The sequence below is a fragment of the Maritimibacter harenae genome (assembly GCF_009882975.1).
GTDB classification, from domain to species: domain Bacteria; phylum Pseudomonadota; class Alphaproteobacteria; order Rhodobacterales; family Rhodobacteraceae; genus Maritimibacter; species Maritimibacter harenae.
Window position 1 is genome coordinate 726 of sequence record NZ_WTUX01000017.1, and the last position, 18,406, is coordinate 19,131.

The following is an 18,406-nucleotide window of genomic DNA, read 5'->3' on the forward strand; positions in this document are numbered from 1 at the left end:
CGTGATCCCGGTTCGATCGGCACTTCGACTTTGCGAGCTTCAATCCATAAGCGTGCTGATATACGCGCCATAATCATTCTTTGCGAACCGCTCGGCACGGTCGACAAGAGCCTTCTTGTCGATCCAGCCATGCCGGAACGCGATTTCGTCAGGGCTCCCGGTTTGCAGGCCTTGCCGAGTTTGAAGCGTCCGCACGAAATTACCCGCATCAAGGAGGCTGGCGTGGGTTCCGGTGTCTAGCCAGGCATAGCCACGCCCCATCGTCTCAACCGTAAGCGCGCCTTCTTCCAGGTACATCTGCAGGAGTGCGGTAATCTCCAGCTCACCGCGCGCAGAGGGCGTGACGCGCGCGGCCTTCTCGGGTGCCGTGCCATCGAGGCAATAAAGCCCAGTCACCGCGTAGTGCGACGGCGGGTCCTTTGGTTTTTCGATAATCCCCTGCACGGTGCCTTTGGCATCAAAGTCAACTACGCCGTAACGTTCCGGGTCCGCCACGCGGTATCCGAAGACGGTGCCGCCTGCGTCACGTGTCGTAGCGCTTTTTAATAACTCGGGCAGGCCATGGCCAAAGAAGATGTTGTCACCAAGAACCATGAGCGAAGGCGCTCCATCAAGGAAGCCTTCAGCCAGAGTATACGCCTGCGCCAAGCCATCGGGGCTTTGCTGGGTTATGTAGTTGAGCTCGATACCCCACTGACTGCCGTCGCCCAGCACGCGTCGGAACTGCTCACTGTCCTGGGGCGTGGTGATTACCGCGATCTCGCGGATTCCCGCCAGCATGAGGACCGACAGCGGGTAATAAACCATCGGCTTGTCGTAAATCGGCAGTAATTGTTTCGACACGCCGATGGTAACGGGATAGAGCCGTGTGCCGCTCCCACCGGCCAGAATTATGCCTTTTCGATTTGTCATGCTGAAATCTCTCCGAGTTCTGTCAAAACATCCACCAAGCCGGAGCGCCAGTCGGGGCGCGGCAAGCCAAAAACCATCTCCGTGGTGGTGCAATCAAGCCGGGAATTGAGCGGCCTTTGCGCCGGTGTCGGGTATTTGGTCGTGGGAATGCCCGTGACGGTTGCATCACGCCCCGCCATGGTGAGGATTTCTTCGGCGAAGCCCTTCCAGCTAATGTCCGGCGCACCTGTATAATGGTATGTGCCAGTCTTGTCGTGATCGGACTTTAGCTGAGCAGCCATCGACAGACAGGCAGCGGCGATGTCAGCCGCAGGCGTCGGGCCGCCAACCTGATCATCGACGATACGCAATACCTCATGTGTCTGCGAAAGACGCAGCATGCTACGCACGAAATTGTTCCCATGAGCCGAGAACACCCATGCAGTGCGCAGGATTGCGTGGGGCCCCCTCGCTTTGGCGATCGCCTGCTCTCCGACCAGTTTCGACCGACCATAGGCATTTTTTGGCGTGGGAATGCCATCCAGATGCCATGGCGTGCTCCCACAGCCATCGAACACATAGTCGGTCGAGATATGGATCATTGGGATGTCGAGCGCGGCGCAAGCGTGGGCCATCTCCGCTGGCGCATACCCATTGACCCGCGTCGCAAGCTGCTCCTCACCCTCGGCACGGTCGACAGCGGTGTAGGCGGCGGCATTGATCACCGCGTCGGGGATGTGAGTACGGATCGCGCTTGCGCAGGAGACCGGATTGGCTAGGTCGGCCTGTTCGCGCCCGAGGAAAACGGCTTCGGGCGCCCGGCGCGCCAGTTCCGTCGCCACCTGGCCGGTTTGTCCAAAGACCAACAGCCTCATGCGGTGAGACCCAGCCTCTGACCTACGCCGGCGCGGTCCTGCAACGCCCGCCACCAATCTTCGTTGGCCAGATACCAATCGACCGTGCGCGCCAGCCCCTGTTCGAGCGTGACCGATGGCCGCCAACCCAACTCCTCCCGGATTCGGGTTGGGTCGATAGCATAGCGCGCGTCATGGCCTGGCCGGTCGGCGACGAACGTGATCAGGTCGGCGTAGGGGCCTTCCGCACGCGGGCGCTTTTCATCAAGTATCGCGCAGATCATACGCACCAGATCAAGGTTGCTGCACTCGTTCTCGCCACCGATATTGTAGCTGCGTCCCACACTGCCCTGTTCCAGCACCATCAGCAGCGCGTCGGCATGATCTTCGACGAATAGCCAGTCCCGTATGTTCGATCCATCACCGTAGATCGGCAGCGGCTTGCCCGCCAGTGCGTTCAGGATGATCACGGGGATCAGCTTTTCCGGGAAATGATAGGGACCGTAATTGTTGGAGCAATTGCTTAGGAGCACTGGCAGGCCGTACGTCTCGCCCCAGGCGCGGACCAAATGGTCGGAGGCCGCCTTTGAAGCCGAGTATGGGCTGCGCGGGTCATAAGGCGTATCCTCGGTGAACTGTCCTTCGATCCCAAGCGACCCATAGACCTCGTCAGTGGAGATATGGTGAAAACGAAATGCTTCAGGTTTGCCTCGCTCCACCCAATTGGCGCGGGCGGCCTCCAAAAGCTGGTAGGTGCCCGCGATGTTTGTCTCAATGAAGGTACCTGGCCCGTCGATTGAACGGTCGACATGAGATTCAGCTGCCAGGTGCATCACCGCGTCGGGGGCGTGGGTAGCAAAGATCCTGTCAAGTGCGGTTCGATCGCGGATATCCGCATGTTCGAACTTGTAGGCCGGGTCTTGCGACACCTCGGCCACGTTCTCGGCGCACGCAGCATAAGTCAGTGCATCGAGGTTAACCACTTGATGCCCTCGCGCGACCGCAAGACGCACAACCGCGGAACCGATGAAGCCGCATCCCCCTGTGATGAGAAGTTTCAATCCCTTTCCCCCTCCCATTCGAAATATGCGGGTAAATCGCGCAGCCGCGGCGCGGCAGCGTCCTTCTCCGACAGCACCGGTGATGCCTCAAGGCCCCAGTCTATGCCGATGTCCGGATCATCGTAGCGCACGGCTGCATCGCAGTCGGGGGCGTAGTAATTGGAGCATTTATAGATGATCTCGGTATCCGCCTGCCGGGTCACGAACCCATGCAGGAAGCCTTCGGGCACCAGCAATTGCCGACCGTCGTCAAAGCTCAACTCGACGCCCACCCAGTGGCCGTAGGTCGGACTCCCGTGGCGAATGTCGACGGCCACATCGAAAAGCGCGCCGCGGCCGCAGCGCACCAGCTTGGCCTGAGCATGCGGTGGGGTTTGGAAATGCAGCCCCCGTAACGTTCCAGCCTCGTGCGACAGCGAGTGGTTGTCCTGAACGAAATCGATGTCGATTCCGAGGTCGGCCAAGCGCTGCCGGTTCCAGCTTTCGGAGAAAGACCCACGATGATCACGAAAGCGCGGTGGAGTCAGGATGACGACGCCTGACAGTGGGGTTTGTTCGATTTCCATGTAGGTTGCCTCTTATTTAAGGGTCGCCACCGAAGGTCACAATCTGTCAACCTAAGGAAAGTACGACCGGCAGGCCGTAGGTCTCGTGCCAGGCGCGCACCAGATGATCGGAACGGGCCTTGCAGGCAGAGTTGGGGCTACGCGGATCATATGGCGTCTCTTCTGTGAACTGGACTGCAGAATCCGCGGGGAGTGATCCGAACGCCTCGTCGTCGAGATGTGGTGAAAGCGGAAGTCTTTGGGTTTGTCGCGGATCTCGCAGGGTTTGCGCACCGCCTCCGGCATGTTGAAGGTCCCAACAATATTCGTTTCAATGAAATCCGCAGGTCCGTCGATCAAGCGATCAACATGAGATTCAGCTGCCAGGTGCATGACGAGATCAGGAGTGTGGGTCGCAAAAATCCGATCCAACGCGGCACGATCACGGAAAACTACTTGTTCGAAAGTGGAGAGTGGGCTCTCCGCAACCTCTGCGACATTGGCAAGCCATGCAGCGTAGGTCAGTGCATCGAGGTTGATCACCTGATGTACACGCCCGATCGCTTGGCGCACCACAGCAGATCCGATGAAGCCTGCGCCGCCGGTTACTAGGATTCATATGTATTCCCGTCCCATGAGAAGGTTGAGTCAATATCTCCAAGCAGCGGTGCCTTTGCGCCTTTTTCCGACAGAGCCAGTGCGATGCCTGAGAGAGGCCACTCAATGCCGCAGCTGTCCCAACGCACGGCACCATCACACTCGGGGCGCATAATAGTCCGAGCACTTGTAGATGATTTTGGTGTCTGGCTCAAAGATCATGAACCCGTGCAGAAACCCCGTCGGGAGCGGCAACTGCTTGCCGTTCTCGAAGCTCAGTTCAATGCCAAACCATTTGCCATAAGTTGGGGAGCCATTACGAACGTCGACGGCCACGTTAAACAGGCGCCCTCTTGCACAGCGAACCAGCTTGGCTTGGGCGTGCGGCGGTGCCTAGAAATGAAGCCGCGCGCCGTCCCAACCTCGTCGCAGAGGGAGTGATTGTCCTGCACGCACTCAATATCGACACCAAACTCGGAGTAGTCTCAACGTTTCTGCAAAGAAGCCACGATGATCTCCGAAACGTTCAGGATCGAATAAAAGTATGCCCGCCAAGCCGGTCTCTTGGACGGTTGTCATCTACTACTCCCTTTCGGTAGCTCAGGGTGGACGTCAGCCATATTGCCTTGCGCCGTCAGCCTGTTCCGATCTGATAAGGCACCCAATATCGGGAATGGGTCGCAAAATTGAGCCAGACGAATAGGATTGCGGCATAGTACGCCAGGATCAGAGCTACTATGGCTTGATTTCGTCTACCAAAGACACCGATCGCATCTGGTAGATGCGCAAACACCACTAGTTGCAGCGGGATTATGTATAGCGCCATGCGATCAAGCGCAGTACTCAGATTAGTTGGAAAGAACGCGAGAAACATGCAAAGCGCAATAAGCGATAGGATCAGCCAAAGCTTTCTCTCGTGGGGGGATAAAGCGAAGCGCTTGCCATAAAGCAAGAACACAGCAGCCGGAACTGCGTTCATGGCAAGACGAATGAAAGCACCCGCAGACTCAATATTCTGATCGACATAGGTCTGGATCAGGCGGGAAGCACTGTCCGCCAATAAGACCACGTAGCCAACCGCCGTCGCCGCCGTGACAAGTGACAAGGTCAAGAAACGGTTCTTCGAAATGGTCAAACCCGCAATCGGTAGCAACACGACGGCAGACCTGTGGAACAGCGCTCCGGCCAGCACCCAAAGTGCAAAAGCCACAAACCTTTGATGGCCTAGCATGACGAGACCGATCATCACCAAACCCAAGGCAATAGCTTGACGCGTATAGCCCATTGCAACAACGGTGACGAGATAGGGCATAGCGCAGGCCAGTGCCAACCATGGGCGGGGCATACTTCGACAGAATAGCACAAGGCCGATCGTGAAGAGGAAAGCACCAAAGGTGTTCACCCCTGTGATGCCTAGGCCGAGGTGTGTCGAGAGAATATTTAGCGCCCAATAGCCTGGATCGTCCTTGGTAATCAGATCCGCGAAGTTTAGGCTTTGAGCCGCCAATAGATACCGGAAGTAATTTTCCCAGTCACCACCCACTTCATAACGAAATCCGACGACAAAAGTGAGCGCAACAATCACTAGCATCCACGTGACATTTGGCCGTAGCGGGCGCAACCCATCAGCCCGTAACCTCATTTTTGGGGAGGACGAGAGAGCCACCATTGCAGGAACGCTGAAGAAAATCCAATAAGGCAGCATCAGTTCTTTTCCGCTAACATGCTGCAGCCTGATTGCCGGCGATCATTCCATCCGCAAGGTAATGACGATAGTGTGCCAGCCAATCGAGAAGCATAAGGATAGTCCAGAGTTTAGTCCCGTTGTTTGAGGAGGCGTTTCGATGGCGGGCCCACAGTTCACGCACCAAGGCAGGTTCAAGACCCGCCAGATCAAGAAGCTCACCATCTGAAAGGCGTTTGTCAGCCCAACCGCGCAGGTCTCCGCGCAGCCATCGATCGAGAGGAATAGAAAAGCCTTGCTTCGGGCGTTCGATGAGGTCTCTTGGCACGTGTCGATCAAGCAGGGACCGGAGTACCTGTTTGCCTTTGCCGTCAGCGATCTTCATCTCGAGTGGTAATCCCCAGGCGGCTGCAACCACGCGCGCATCTAAAAAAGGCGCCCGTGTCTCAAGCGATGCCGCCATCGCTGCACGGTCCACCTTCACCAATATATCACCAGGTAAGTATGTGGCACTGTCCATTGCCATCATCCATTCTGCTCCCTCGACAGGGAAAGGCGGCACTGTGAAGTTCGCGCCTCTAGCTTCACGCATTAGATTCTCGGGATCGTAGATGCTCCGGGTGAAATGTTGATAGAGAGCAGATAGATCATTGATATCGCCTAGGTGCGGTGCGAGCTTAGTGGCCTTGTCCAGTGCTGTTATTGGCAGACGCATCCTTGAAGCCATGCGGCGCGGCCAGCCATCCTCTGCAGTTACCGCCGAACCGAAAGCCGAAACGATCCGTCCAGTTGAACGGCGAAAGCCACGCGGCATGCGTTGAATTCTGGACAAGAGCTTCGGCCCAATTACGTGGCGGTTGTAGCCTCCAAATACTTCGTCGCCACCGTCCCCTGTCAGGGCCACCGTGACCGCTTTGCGAGCCTCGCGGCACAAAAGGACAGTTGGGATTTGTGATGAGTCGGCGAAGGGCTCATCATAGATTTTTGGCAAGTCAGGAATCACGTCGAGCGCGTCCTGCTCGGACAAGATAAATTCCGTGTGGTCTGTTCCAAGATGCTGGGCAACAGCGGCAGCATGTGGCGCCTCGTTAAACCGCGCCTCGTTAAAACCAATGGCGAATGTGCGCACCGGTTGCACGCTGCGGCTCTGCATCAAAGCAGCGATAAGCGAAGAATCCACGCCTCCTGAAAGGAAGCAGCCCAACGGGACATCGCTCAGCATCTGCTCTTCGACAACCTGCCCGAGTGTTGACTCAAGATGATCGAGCGATTTCGCATTGTTTGACAAGCGGGAAGCAAGGCCAGCATCAAGGAGATCGCTAAAGGTCTCAAAGGGCAGAGTTGTGTCCATCGCGTCGACCAACGACAAGCTAGTCACATGTCCAGGCTGCACTTTGCGCACGTTCTGAAAGATGCACTGCGTTTCAGGAACATAGCCATAGGCAAGATAGCTCGAAACGGAGTCACGACATAGGCGTGCCTCAAAGCTTGGTACAGCGAGCAATGCTTTCAGTTCAGACCCAAATGCCCAGAAACCATCGGGAAGCCGCGCAAGATAGAGCGGCTTTTCGCCCATGCGGTCACGTGCGAGATGAAGCTGCTGTGCGTGCCGGTCCCAAAACGCCAGAGCAAACATGCCATTGGAGCGCTGCAGGGCCTCACGAAGGCCCCAGTGCGTGGCTGCCGCGAGCAGGGTTTCGGTGTCTGAACTCCCTTTCCATGCAGGTGCCGCGCCAATGGTTTCCAGCTCGTCACGTAGAGCGAGATGATTATAGATTTCACCATTGAAGGCAATGACATAGCGCCCGCAAGGCGACATCATCGGCTGCGCGCCAGCCGGGCTGAGGTCAATGATTGAAAGCCGGCGGTGTCCCATGGCCACACCTGCTTCAGGATCGGCCCATACACCGACAGCGTCTGGACCACGGTGGTTCAAGGAGTCGGCCATTATGCGTGCAGTTCCCTCCAGAGAGGGCTCTGGCCCGGACGACAAAAGTCCACAAATCCCGCACATCTCAGCCAGCCTTACACATGTTGATCCGTGTTACACATTATTTGCCTTACCTTTGATCAACTCTGCCGCAGCAGCGAGGAAATCATCCCGGTAGAGCGGTTTCGCTTGCCAATACTCGGCCGCCGCAAAAGACATACGCTTATAGCGATCCGGGTCCGCTAATAGGGCCATTACGGCATCGACAGCAGCGTTATCTTCTTGAACGAGAATCGCATTCTTACCATCAGTACAGTAGCGCGCAAGTTCGCCAACCGACGTGACAATAGGAACAAGGCCAGACTGCATTGCCTCGACAACCGAAAGAGCCATACCTTCGTCGACGCTGGTCTGCAGATAGAAGGAAGCTTGCGAAGCCATGGTACGAATGTCCGCCCGAGATCGTGCGCCAATGAAGGTAATGTTTTCTGAAATTCCCAATTGCTCGACCAACGCTTTCAAATCATTCTCCGAACCACCATCAGGGCCAATGATTTTGAAATCGGCTTCTGGAACATGACGCACGATCTTTGAAAAAATCTTGAGCGCGCGCTCAAGACCCTTTTGTGGGCTGAGGCGTCCCCAAAAAATGAATTCTGGGGTCGGATCTGAAACCTTAGGCAAGGAGTGGCGTTCAAGCAGAAACGAAATCACCCGGCCCTTGTGACGTAGGTTGGGTGAAATGCGCTGGTCCATCGTCGCGGCAGAATCCGCCCAAATACCATCAGCAAGGCGCATGGCGATCCGGTTCGCGATGCGGTCAAACCAATGCACATCATGGGCTAAGTGCAAGAAAAGAATAGCCTTTTGTTTGGGTCGCGCCATCTTCAGTACGATCAGCACCAACGCGGAGCGCCAAAGGGAAGCGACCAGCAGATCTGGCGGCTTGCGGTAGAGTCGAAAGAAGGCGTGCAGATAGGGGCGCGGATCATAGAGACTGCGATAGGGACCGTGATAGTCCGCAGGCCCACACGCGCTCCCTTTGCGATTGACGAGATATTGGCGTTCGAAGCGCAGGTCGCCATCGGCTCGGTTATGATCACCGGCATAAATGGACTTCGCCGCCACTTCGACGCCTCCGATCGCATCATACGGGATCAACTGTAAGACGCGCTTCATATCCCTAGCAGCCGGAAATGCTCGGTCAGAACGGCGTCCTCTTGAAAGGGTTTGATTGCTTCTGCCAAAACCTCGGCCGGGACAGGTTTGCTCAGGGCGCTCTCAATGCCTGCGGCTAGCGCTTGGGGATCCTGTACGGACACCAGATAGCCATATCGCCCACTCTCGAGAATTTCACGCGGCCCAGTGGGGCAATCCGTGGCCACGGGGGTGCAACCCGCCATCATGGCCTCAATCAAAACGTTTGGCATGCCCTCAAGTAGCGAAGACAGCACAAAAACATTTGCATTCGCAAAATATTTGAGCGGATTATCGACGTGCCCTTCAAGGGTGATGCTGTCACTCATCCCCAGCTGGTTAATGAGCGCTTGCAGCTCCGCTCGCTGTGCACCTTCGCCAAAGATCGACAGCCGAACGGGCCGCTTTTGGGCTACAATGTGAACAGCGCAAATCAGATCCGAAAAGCCCTTCCAAGGCCCCAATTGCCCCGCAGCGACTAGAATGGGGATAGTGGGATCGTTAAACCAAGGGTGGTCTACCTCCTCCGCAATCCGAGCACGGGCGGCCGGCGTATCCACGATGTTGTAAGCGCATACATGTGGCGCATTTCGAAACAGGGTACGGTATTGATCGACCATCGCTTTCGAAACACAGGTCAAAGCGGTTGCCCGCCACATAATTAAACCCATGATTTTCTTTAGAAACCATTGTTTGGAATGGATCTTCGTGCTGTAAGTGTCGAACGGGTTCACGCGGGATGAGCCACTAATTTTAGCCTTCGAACCTGAAAGGATCGCGCTGACAATAACAATTGCATTTAGGTGATCTTCTGCGGAGAAGATCGCATCCGGTTTCGTTTTGCGCAGATAACGCATCATTTCGAACAGGATGTTACGTGCCTTTGGCCTGTTGAAGTTGAGTACGGTCACACCGTCCAGTTCCGGCACCGGCAGGCCTTCAGCGACATATCCGATGACTAGATCAACTTCATGGCCGCGTGCGGCCAAAGCGCTGGCCAGCCGGGCCTGAGCGAGTGGAACGCCGGTGATGGCGTAGCGTGCGACAATGACGGTGAATTTCATAGTATTCTTGCTGGTACGGTGCGTGAGCGTGCTTTCGAGATATCTTGTTCTTCAAGTTATCTTGTGACGACACGCATTTTCGAGAATTCTTTTGAGCGTTGCACGCATCGAATCTCCCGAATGATACTGGACATAGCGTCTGCGCAATTCAGGATCAAACCCCGCTTCAACTGAAACAGCCCCCTGCAAGACCCCCAGGAAATCTGCGGGCGTCGTACAGCAGTCGAGCCCTTCGTCCGCCACAAGATCATAACCTTCGAAAGCTTCGGCAGTACCTGCGATTGGTTTGCCGTGCATGAGAGCTTCGGCTACCTTAGTTTTCATGCCCGAGCCTGACAAAATGGGGGCAACAATGATTTGCGCGTGGGCATACCAGATTGCCATTTCATCAACCTCACCGACGACATGCACTCCGCCCCATCGCTCCAGACGGGTGCGGTGCACATTCATTCCCCGACCTATGACAACCGTATCGAGCGGCGCGTAAGGGGCAACCTTTTCAGCATACCAGGCCATCCCTTCGAAATTGGCGTAGAAGCCACCGCCCACAAATAGAGCATACGGCTTGTCCCAAGGGCGTTCGGCCATTGCGGCTGTGGGATCATATTGATCACGCAGCGCCATGGGCAGGAGATCGGTTCCTGCGCGGCGATACAGGCGGGCGTGTAGCCGTGCATCTCTTTCATTTAGAAGGACGCGACGATGAGAGTATTTTGCGGCCCATCGTTCCCCCATGGTATTAGCGAAAAGCACCCCCAAGGCACGTACCGATGGTGCGGCTCTCAGCGCATCGAAAAAGAAACGGGCCTCAACGTTATGGTAAAAGGTCACGATCGGCAGCGTGATGCCAGATTTGCGCAGTAATCTTGCAAGCCGCCCCAAATTGGAGCCATCTATGAAAATACAATCTGGCGAGATTTGGGATAGGCGTTTGAGCAGATACGCTTCGGTCTCCGCCGTGATTCCGTCAATCCGACCCGACAGCCGTTCTAGCATACGCGTCTTGACCTGAAGGCGGGGGAGGCGAAATACTTCGATCCGGTTCGCCGTGACGTTACGCAAACTTTCCTCCATCAAGCGTGACAACTGCTCGCGCCCGCCTCGTTCCTTTGAGTCAGGCGTGATCAGAAATACGCTTATGTCGGTTCTTGATTCGGGTGCTATTGTGTGCATTCCCATAAAGAATTATTCGTTAAAGAACGCGATGTTCGAAATTATATACCATACTCAACAGGAATTCCCTTCTTCCAACACGCGCCGTTGAATAGATGCGAACGCCAGCCTCAACGCACCGTCTAGTAAGATCAAGTTCTTGCAGAACACACATTGCCTTCAGGGTCAAATGACTTCGTGATGCGCGTTGGGAGCCGTGCCAACCAAGTGAAGGGTCGGCTGGTCTTAGCCAATCCTCGACTCGCCGCCGAACAACCTCAGGAATGTCTTTTGAAAGTACGAAATTACCATCCCCATCGACATTTACCATCGACACTATTTCACTTTTTGATAGCGCGACACCACTAGTCTTTTTTGCTGCCTCGGTTGATATAGCAAATATGTGGGTCCTTACCCACTTTAGTACACACTTTTCCCTTCTCATTATAAAATTATGGTTTATGTGCCAGTGCAAATCTCCAATAAGATAAGATCTTGTATGCGACCTGGCTTTTACCAGTTCTTCAAGGAATCTTCTTTCTTCCTCTTCACCAAAGGCTCTTCTCGTATTGAAAGTATCATTCGCACAGATAAATATATCATATTCTTCATAATCCTCGTCACAAATGCCCTCTTCCCATCCAGAGAACTCGGCGCAATCGTTACTGCCGACTATATCGCCCTTAATGCCGGGGTGGTTAGTTACTACTCTGATACAATGGTCTGAAAATGAATTGGCGATAAAATCTTTAAAACGCGCTACTGCAGACGATGCCCTCAATGGATCATAAACAACAATCACGCCTAAGCATCGTCCCATAATCAAAGACATACGCTAATCATCCTTGCCCCGCACCGAGATCGTACGCGCGGGAACACCGCCAACAATAGTGCCGGGCGCAACCGAGCCTGTAACGACTGCGCCTGCGGCTACAATGCAGCCCTTGCCCAGTACAACGCCGTCCAGGACCCGGGCGCCGGCCCCGATCCAGACATCTCCTTCGATCAGGATGCCTTCTTGGCGTAGGCCCTGATCCCTGATTGGAATGTCTGGGTCCGAAAAAACATGATTAGACGGAACGATGACCGTATGAGATGCGATCCGGGTGTCATTCCCAACGCGCAGATTTCCACCACCTTGTAAGACCGAATAGGCATTAACGGAGCAATCGTCACCAATCTCAATCGTTCCTCCCAAACCGCGTAGGATAACGCCATGGTCGATAAACGTTCTTGCCCCGATAACAATTTTCCCGCCCGATGGCTCGATAATAGCACCAGGGTGAATTGCTGCGCTCGAATCGACCAAAACGCCGCGCAGCCGAAGATCAGCTATCTTGAGACGCCGACGCATCAATCGCAGAAATCGAACAATTCCATAAGGAAGCGTTAGAAGAGCATTCATCCGAGTTTTTCCTAGCACCAAATTGAGGAAGCATGGAAACGCAGTGGTTCAGAGACATAATTTGTGCAGCATATCATTGCTTTGCATCTTTCTGGCGAAAATAACCTGCCATGAACTTAAAGGCTAGAAAAAGACGCCTTGGCATCAACCGAGGAAATGCCCATCTAAGAAGAGTCCGTTCCATTTTGGGAAGTGCCATCAATCTCTGCTGCGAATTCATATTCCACCAATTAGCGACCAGTCGCTGATTATTCATATCCCTCTTAATTAATTCAATGTCGATCCTTGGTTCCTCGCCTTGATTCATACGACGATGAGATTCCAATATGAATGCGCACCTGTTAGAGCTAGACCGGGCATACATTGCGATCGTTTCTTCTGCTTTGATCAGTTTAGACCATGAAAGTCGCCGCCTGGTCGAGTTGGTGAGAGAGTAATCGTGTTTTCTGTATTCCACCAGCGGCGCGCCAATATATGTGACGTCTTTGTCTAGAATGTGGAGCAACAAGCTTAATGCACCATCCTCGGCCAGAATGTAGTCGTCCTCGGGCAGTGTAATGTATTCAAATACTCGCCTGTCATAAGCAGAAGTCGCGCCATGAACTATATTGTGCTCCTTTGTGCGCCCTTTAATGTAGGATGCTAACCCGTGCCTTTTTTCACCAATCGCCTCAAACTTACTGTGCTCCTTGGTGACCTTACCTGTGTAATCAATATCTGCGAAATCTGAGAAGATTGCCCAGCTGCCTTGGCTGCTCCAGGCATCGTAGAGCTTTTCCACTCTGTTTGGGCGTGACACGTCATCCCCGGCGGCAAGAACAATAAAAGCACCCTTTGCTTCATCTACAGCCAATTGAAGATGGCGAAGCGTTCCAGAATTTTTGGTATTTTGCCTTACATGGACGCGATGCGGACCGTCGTAACTTTCGGCGAGCTCTTTCAAAATATCAAATGTTCGATCATTTGAGCAATCATCGGACAGAATAATCTCCAATGGCTCGTAATTTTGCGCAAATGCTCCCTCTACAGCCGAGCGAATATAATCCTCTTGATTATATGAAATAAGCAAAAACGTCACCAGAGGCCGACTTGTCGCGTTATCAGGCATTTTATCTGACGTCTCTGTCATAAGACTTTTATCTTTCGTTCAAACCGGAGCCTTGATCGGCCATCCGATCCGATCAAACAGGCCATAAAGTTGTGTCGGCAGGCGTCCTTCTTTCCCGATCTTCGCCAGCACGACCCGCAGTCCGAAGACGCCGGTCCCCAGCGCCAAAACCATCGAGACCGCTGCGGCAATATGGGGCAAAGTCTGGGCAGCCAGCAGGAGGCCCGTCGCGAGCGAGACGTGGAGCAGGAGCAGTGCCAACGACAGACCCTGCCACCGAAACCCCTGAAGCGTGTGCGCCAGGATATTCACGGCTGCAAAATACACCATGTACCCGGCAAGAAAGGCGATGGCCGTCACCATCAACCCAAGAACAGGAAGGAGCCACCAGGTTAATGTCAGGAACACAGTGTTAAAGCTGAGTTCCATGAAAAAGAACGTTTTAGATCGCGCCGCCGCCACAACCGAAAACGACAGAGGCCAACTGGCTAGCTTGAAAACATTGCCCACCGTTTGCCACTGCAGCAGGGACACAGCTGGGGCGAAATCCGCCGAGTAAAGAAGCGTGATGACCCAGGGCGCCGAGCCTATCAATAGCAAGAGCACCGGTCCGCCGATTGCCAGGCCGAGTTGCGCCTGATCGTTCATCAGCCGGATTGCGGTAGGACGATCCTTGATGACCTCCGTCAGGCGTGGGTAGTAATCCGCCCCCATCGCTCCCAGCAGGAACCCGACATAGGTCATCGTGATGCCCCAGGCTGCCGCGAAATGTCCCGCCGCCTCCAGCCCCAGCTCCTGCGTGATACGGCGGCGGACCAGCAGCAATGTTGCTGTCGTGACGAGCCCGCCCAGCATGAAGGCTGCCCCGAGCTTGGCCATGGGCTTCCAGATCTCCCAGGTTTCGGCGAGGCGTGGGCGTTTCGATGAGGGTGGTGGCAATCGACGCGTGTACCGCAGGGCAACCAGGATCGTCGCCAGGGGCTGAATGAGCACAAACCAGATGAGGCCGTTCTCGCCCCAGATCCCGACTGCTGTGAGGCCAACAATAGTGGCCGTCAGAGCACTGAACACAGTGATGCGCCCCAGATCGCCAATCCGGCGCATACCTTGCAGGAGCGCAGTTTGGGCTGTTCCAAGGAGTCCAAGCAGTATTGCAACGCCAATCAATCCCACCGCTGTGGTGTATGCCGGATCTCCGATCAGCCATTTAGCAAGTGGCTCGCGGAGCGCCCACACGGCCACCATAGCCAATCCGCCCTGAACGATGTGCGCAGCCAGCAGCACGCGGCGCACTCTGCTCAAGGCCTGTTCCTCGCCCTTCACGCTGGCAATTTGGCGCACGCCACTTGACCCCATGCCGAGGCCTGCCGCGGAGGACGCCATGGACAACAGGTTGTTGTAGATACTGAGCAGGCCCACCCCCGTTGGACCGAGGAGAAGCGCGAGCACCTTCATCCGTATAATGGATAAGAGGATGTTGATCGCCTGGGCACCACCGATCACCATCATGGACCGGAACAAGCCGCGTGAATTCTCGGACACCGGTTCGTTCAGACTCTTTGATTGAGAATGTCGCAAACATGCGCGACCTGGCTCGCGTTAAGATGTGGCCCCATGGGCAAGCTCAGGACCTCGTCTGCCAATTTCCGCGCAACTGGATATGTGTCAGCAGGAAATGCAAGCCGTACATAAGCCTCCTGCATATGTGGCGGGATTGGATAGTGGATCAGTGTTTCAATCCCGGCCTCACCAAGTCGCGCTTGAAGTGCGTCCCGCGCAGGGGATCGCACCACATACAGGTGCCAGACCGGCTCCGCGCAGTCTGGCACCGTCGGCAATGTGAGTAAGTTCCCAGACAACTGATCTTGATAAGTCGCTGCGACCGAGCGCCGTCGCTCTGTCCATTCATCGAGATGGCTCAGCTTGGCGCGCAAAACCGCCGCCTGGATAGGGTCCAAACGGGAATTCACACCCTGTTCTACGTGCACATATTTCTGCTCTGAGCCATAATTTCCAAGTCGGCGAACACGGTCCGCAATTTCGGGGGTGTTCGTGGTAATGGCGCCCGCATCCCCCATGGCCCCTAGGTTTTTGCCAGGGTAAAAACTCCAACACGCCACGTCGCCATGCGCGCCGATCCGCTTTCCCTTGTAACGCGCCCCATGAGCCTGAGCTGCGTCCTCGATGACCTTGAGAGAATGTCGCTTTGCGATCTCCGAGATGGGGTCAAGATTGCAGGGTTGGCCATAGAGGTGGACGAGCAGGATCGCGCGTGTCGCCGATGTTATTGCACCTTCGATGCGCTCGACATCCATGTTGAATGTCTCGGGGTTTGGCTCAACAGGCTTGAGCGTTGCGCCAACGGCCGACACGGCGAGCCAGGTTGCTACATACGTATGGGAAGGCACGAGAACTTCATCACCCGGGCCGATATCGCACGCCCTTAGAGCCAAGGTGAGTGCATCAAGACCGTTGCCCGTCCCGACGCAATAGTTGGCCCCACAATAGGCTGCCCACTCCTCTTCGAACGCTGTAACCTCGCCGCCGCCAATGTACCGGCCACTGTCGAGAACGCGGCTGACAGCCGCGTCAATCTCGGGCTCAAGCTCGAGATACGCTGCTTTCAGGTCCAGGAATGGGACCGAGGTCATGACTTTTCTAGGGCCAGTTGCGCGGTTCTTACGAACTCATCGTAGTCGCGGATGTAGTCGGCCTCATCATAAGAGTGGGATGCCAGTACCATGCACACCGCCCCCTGGCTGAACCGGTCCATCTCACGCCAGATGAGGCGATCGATCAACACGCCCTTTCGCGGATCTCGCAGCCAGTATTCTTCCTGGCGGGTGCCATCGTCGACTGTGATCCGGAAACTGCCCGAAAGAGCGAAGACGATTTGCTGCAGCTCCTTGTGCGCATGGCCGCCGCGCTCAGCGTCCACAGGCACGTTGTAGAGGTAGTAGACCCGGGCAATATCAAACGGGACATGGTTCTTGCCTTCGACAAATGTCAGGTCGCCACGTGGGTCCGTGACAACAGGGAGATCGATCAATTTGGCCATACCCGGCATTGCGTCGTCGCCCAAACTCATCAGTCTGCTCCTGCCATCAGAATTTTCAGATATTTGTCACGATCCGCTTCATATCGCTCGAATGGATATTCAAAAAAAATGTCGAGGTCATCGGAACGAACTTGGAACATGCACAGGCGTCTATAAAACGCAAGAGCACGAACGTTACCGCGCCGCACGTCAACTAGGGCCCTCCGTTTCCCAAGTGCCTCAAAGCCAATGCCAAACGACAAAACTGCGCTCTCAAGTGCTGCCTTCGGCGTCTTGTTCTCACCCAGAATCCAGCTGCCCCACGTGAAGTGATCGCCCTCGATATCGTAGAGGCGGACAACTCCGCAGCGCTGACCATCCGCGCGACGTTCGATCACGTAATAATACTCGAGGCCGACGCTCTCCCTCGTCTTATACTTTTCGATCCAAGCGCGCTGATCCGCAACAGTGCCCGACACCGGCGAGAGGTGCGTGTTGTAATCTGGATTTGTCCGCAATTCATAAACGTAGTCCGCGTCGCCTGGCTCGATGAGACGCAGCACGAGGTTCGGGCCCTCGACACGGAATATGCTGGCGCTCTCGCTCACAGCTGCAACTCGACGTCATGGTCAGGGAAAAGGTGCTTCAGGTCATAGAGCACGTGCGCTTCACGCCCCAATTTGCGGATTTTTTCGCGGCCCATCTCACGGAATTCATCATGCGCTACCGCAAGGACGATGCCGTCATAGGCACCCGTCTCCGGCGCAGCAACCAGCTCTAACCCGTATTCCTCTTGCGCCTCAGCCGGATCCGCCCACGGATCGAACACGTCGACGTTGACGCCGTATTCCCGCAGTTCTGTCACCACGTCCACCACGCGCGTGTTGCGCAAGTCCGGGCAATTTTCCTTGAAGGTGAGCCCCATCACCAGGACCCGGGATCCATCCACATGGATACGCTTGCGCAGCATGGCCTTGACCACCTGCCCCGCCACATAGGCACCCATGCCGTCATTGATGCGCCGCCCTGCCAGGATCACCTGCGGATGATAGCCCAACGCCTCTGCCTTGTGGGTGAGGTAGTAAGGATCGACCCCGATGCAGTGCCCTCCCACGAGCCCGGGGCGGAAGGGGAGGAAGTTCCACTTGGTCCCTGCGGCTTGGAGTACGGCGTCCGTATTGATGCCCATCTTGTTGAAGATGATGGCGAGCTCGTTGACGAGCGCGATGTTGAGGTCGCGCTGGGTGTTCTCAATCACCTTGGCGGCTTCGGCCACACGGATACTCTCGGCCTTGTAGGTTCCGGCCTCGATGATGTTGGCGTAGAGCGCGTCAATCTGGTCCGCCACCTCCGGGGTGGACCCGGACGTGACCTTCAGGATGGTGGTCAAGCGGTGCTGCTTGTCACCCGGATTGATTCGCTCAGGGCTGTAGCCACAGAAAAAATCCTTATTGAAGGTCAGGCCGGAGGTGCGCTCTAGCACGGGCACACAGTCCTCCTCCGTGGCGCCGGGGTAGACCGTGCTCTCGTAGATGACGATATCGCGAAGCTTAAGCACCGCCCCCACCATCTCCGAGGCTTTGATCAGAGGTGTGAGATCGGGCCGCTTGTGGGGGTCGATGGGCGTCGGTACCGTGATGATGTAGATCTTCGCTTGCGCGAGGTCCGCGCTATCATCCGTAAACGTGAGGTTCTGCGCCGCGGCCAACTCCTCCGCCTCGACCTCGCGCGTGGTATCCCGGCCCGCCCGTAGCGCGGCAATCCGCTCGGCGTTGATGTCAAAGCCAATGACATGGCGGTGCTTGCCGAACTCCACCGCAAGCGGCAGGCCGACATAACCCAACCCGATCACAGCGATTGTGGCGGTTTTATCAATCATTA

17 protein-coding genes and 2 pseudogenes are annotated in these 18,406 nt (G+C 55.6%); all 19 read right to left on the bottom strand.

What is annotated here, in order from left to right; translation table 11 throughout:
* Nucleotides 1-39: 39 nt before the first annotated feature.
* The 19 genes and pseudogenes from rfbA to tviB all read right to left on the bottom strand — a co-directional run bounded on the left by rfbA (nucleotide 40) and on the right by tviB (nucleotide 18,404).
* Nucleotides 40-912: a glucose-1-phosphate thymidylyltransferase RfbA gene (gene rfbA / locus GQE99_RS12415; protein ID WP_161351955.1), complete on the bottom strand. Its 873-nt coding sequence runs from the start codon at nucleotides 910-912 to the stop codon at nucleotides 40-42.
* Nucleotides 909-1,766 carry a dTDP-4-dehydrorhamnose reductase gene (gene rfbD, locus GQE99_RS12420; RefSeq protein ID WP_161351956.1) on the bottom strand — a complete coding sequence of 286 codons (858 nt, stop codon included), beginning with the start codon at nucleotides 1,764-1,766 and terminating at the stop codon, nucleotides 909-911. The genes rfbA and rfbD overlap by 4 nt, the downstream gene beginning before the upstream one ends.
* The gene (gene rfbB / locus GQE99_RS12425; protein ID WP_161351957.1) at nucleotides 1,763-2,806 is read right to left on the bottom strand and encodes a dTDP-glucose 4,6-dehydratase; all 1,044 of its coding nucleotides are present in this window, start codon (nucleotides 2,804-2,806) and stop codon (nucleotides 1,763-1,765) included. Before rfbB ends, rfbD begins: the two co-directional genes overlap by 4 nt.
* Entirely contained in the window at nucleotides 2,803-3,372 is a 570-nt protein-coding gene (gene rfbC / locus GQE99_RS12430; protein ID WP_161351958.1) for a dTDP-4-dehydrorhamnose 3,5-epimerase, read from the bottom strand. The genes rfbB and rfbC overlap by 4 nt, the downstream gene beginning before the upstream one ends.
* A gap of 55 nt (nucleotides 3,373-3,427) precedes the next feature.
* Nucleotides 3,428-3,966: pseudogene (locus tag GQE99_RS12435) on the bottom strand (dTDP-glucose 4,6-dehydratase); the annotation flags it as partial.
* Nucleotides 3,960-4,527 (bottom strand): annotated as a pseudogene (locus GQE99_RS12440) (dTDP-4-dehydrorhamnose 3,5-epimerase family protein). The pseudogenes GQE99_RS12435 and GQE99_RS12440, both read right to left, overlap by 7 nt.
* Before the next feature lie 55 nt (nucleotides 4,528-4,582).
* Entirely contained in the window at nucleotides 4,583-5,539 is a 957-nt protein-coding gene (locus tag GQE99_RS12445; RefSeq protein ID WP_235917225.1) for an EpsG family protein, read from the bottom strand.
* A 127-nt stretch (nucleotides 5,540-5,666) separates the two neighbouring features.
* Nucleotides 5,667-7,646 carry an asparagine synthase (glutamine-hydrolyzing) gene (gene asnB, locus GQE99_RS12450; RefSeq protein ID WP_161351961.1) on the bottom strand — a complete coding sequence of 660 codons (1,980 nt, stop codon included), beginning with the start codon at nucleotides 7,644-7,646 and terminating at the stop codon, nucleotides 5,667-5,669.
* A gap of 30 nt (nucleotides 7,647-7,676) precedes the next feature.
* Nucleotides 7,677-8,723 (bottom strand): glycosyltransferase family 4 protein, encoded by a 1,047-nt coding sequence (locus tag GQE99_RS12455; RefSeq protein ID WP_161351962.1) that lies wholly within the window; start codon nucleotides 8,721-8,723, stop codon nucleotides 7,677-7,679.
* A 14-nt stretch (nucleotides 8,724-8,737) separates the two neighbouring features.
* On the bottom strand, nucleotides 8,738-9,823 hold the full coding sequence (locus tag GQE99_RS12460) for a glycosyltransferase (RefSeq protein ID WP_161351963.1): 1,086 nt from the start codon (nucleotides 9,821-9,823) through the stop codon (nucleotides 8,738-8,740).
* 51 nt (nucleotides 9,824-9,874) lie between these two features.
* Complete coding sequence (locus GQE99_RS12465; RefSeq protein ID WP_235917226.1) at nucleotides 9,875-11,002, bottom strand: glycosyltransferase; 1,128 nt, start codon at nucleotides 11,000-11,002, stop codon at nucleotides 9,875-9,877.
* 13 nt (nucleotides 11,003-11,015) lie between these two features.
* Entirely contained in the window at nucleotides 11,016-11,807 is a 792-nt protein-coding gene (locus tag GQE99_RS12470; protein ID WP_161351965.1) for a hypothetical protein, read from the bottom strand.
* A 3-nt stretch (nucleotides 11,808-11,810) separates the two neighbouring features.
* Nucleotides 11,811-12,380, bottom strand: a complete 570-nt coding sequence (locus GQE99_RS12475; RefSeq protein ID WP_235917227.1) for an acyltransferase — start codon at nucleotides 12,378-12,380, stop codon at nucleotides 11,811-11,813.
* A 73-nt stretch (nucleotides 12,381-12,453) separates the two neighbouring features.
* Nucleotides 12,454-13,509, bottom strand: coding sequence for a glycosyltransferase (locus tag GQE99_RS12480; RefSeq protein ID WP_161351966.1), 1,056 nt, complete (start codon nucleotides 13,507-13,509; stop codon nucleotides 12,454-12,456).
* A gap of 18 nt (nucleotides 13,510-13,527) precedes the next feature.
* Nucleotides 13,528-14,997 (bottom strand): O-antigen translocase, encoded by a 1,470-nt coding sequence (locus GQE99_RS12485; protein ID WP_202530795.1) that lies wholly within the window; start codon nucleotides 14,995-14,997, stop codon nucleotides 13,528-13,530.
* A 41-nt stretch (nucleotides 14,998-15,038) separates the two neighbouring features.
* On the bottom strand, nucleotides 15,039-16,139 hold the full coding sequence (locus tag GQE99_RS12490; RefSeq protein WP_161351967.1) for a DegT/DnrJ/EryC1/StrS family aminotransferase: 1,101 nt from the start codon (nucleotides 16,137-16,139) through the stop codon (nucleotides 15,039-15,041).
* The gene (locus GQE99_RS12495) at nucleotides 16,136-16,576 is read right to left on the bottom strand and encodes a sugar 3,4-ketoisomerase (protein ID WP_161351968.1); all 441 of its coding nucleotides are present in this window, start codon (nucleotides 16,574-16,576) and stop codon (nucleotides 16,136-16,138) included. The genes GQE99_RS12490 and GQE99_RS12495 overlap by 4 nt, the downstream gene beginning before the upstream one ends.
* Entirely contained in the window at nucleotides 16,576-17,133 is a 558-nt protein-coding gene (locus GQE99_RS12500; RefSeq protein WP_161351969.1) for a GNAT family N-acetyltransferase, read from the bottom strand. The genes GQE99_RS12495 and GQE99_RS12500 overlap by 1 nt, the downstream gene beginning before the upstream one ends.
* Entirely contained in the window at nucleotides 17,130-18,404 is a 1,275-nt protein-coding gene (tviB, locus tag GQE99_RS12505; protein WP_161351970.1) for a Vi polysaccharide biosynthesis UDP-N-acetylglucosamine C-6 dehydrogenase TviB, read from the bottom strand. Before tviB ends, GQE99_RS12500 begins: the two co-directional genes overlap by 4 nt.
* Nucleotides 18,405-18,406 lie beyond the last annotated feature (2 nt).

Coding starts and splice junctions, on each gene's coding strand:
- rfbA (WP_161351955.1), bottom strand. CDS start 912: ATGACAAATCGAAAAGGCATAATTCTGGCCGGTGGGAGCGGCACACGG.
- rfbD (WP_161351956.1), bottom strand. CDS start 1,766: ATGAGGCTGTTGGTCTTTGGACAAACCGGCCAGGTGGCGACGGAACTG.
- rfbC (WP_161351958.1), bottom strand. CDS start 3,372: ATGGAAATCGAACAAACCCCACTGTCAGGCGTCGTCATCCTGACTCCA.
- GQE99_RS12445 (WP_235917225.1), bottom strand. CDS start 5,539: ATGCTAGTGATTGTTGCGCTCACTTTTGTCGTCGGATTTCGTTATGAA.
- asnB (WP_161351961.1), bottom strand. CDS start 7,646: ATGTGCGGGATTTGTGGACTTTTGTCGTCCGGGCCAGAGCCCTCTCTG.
- GQE99_RS12460 (WP_161351963.1), bottom strand. CDS start 9,823: ATGAAATTCACCGTCATTGTCGCACGCTACGCCATCACCGGCGTTCCA.
- GQE99_RS12465 (WP_235917226.1), bottom strand. CDS start 11,002: ATGGGAATGCACACAATAGCACCCGAATCAAGAACCGACATAAGCGTA.
- GQE99_RS12470 (WP_161351965.1), bottom strand. CDS start 11,807: ATGTCTTTGATTATGGGACGATGCTTAGGCGTGATTGTTGTTTATGAT.
- GQE99_RS12475 (WP_235917227.1), bottom strand. CDS start 12,380: ATGAATGCTCTTCTAACGCTTCCTTATGGAATTGTTCGATTTCTGCGA.
- GQE99_RS12480 (WP_161351966.1), bottom strand. CDS start 13,509: ATGACAGAGACGTCAGATAAAATGCCTGATAACGCGACAAGTCGGCCT.
- GQE99_RS12485 (WP_202530795.1), bottom strand. CDS start 14,997: ATGATGGTGATCGGTGGTGCCCAGGCGATCAACATCCTCTTATCCATT.
- GQE99_RS12490 (WP_161351967.1), bottom strand. CDS start 16,139: ATGACCTCGGTCCCATTCCTGGACCTGAAAGCAGCGTATCTCGAGCTT.
- GQE99_RS12495 (WP_161351968.1), bottom strand. CDS start 16,576: ATGAGTTTGGGCGACGACGCAATGCCGGGTATGGCCAAATTGATCGAT.
- tviB (WP_161351970.1), bottom strand. CDS start 18,404: ATGATTGATAAAACCGCCACAATCGCTGTGATCGGGTTGGGTTATGTC.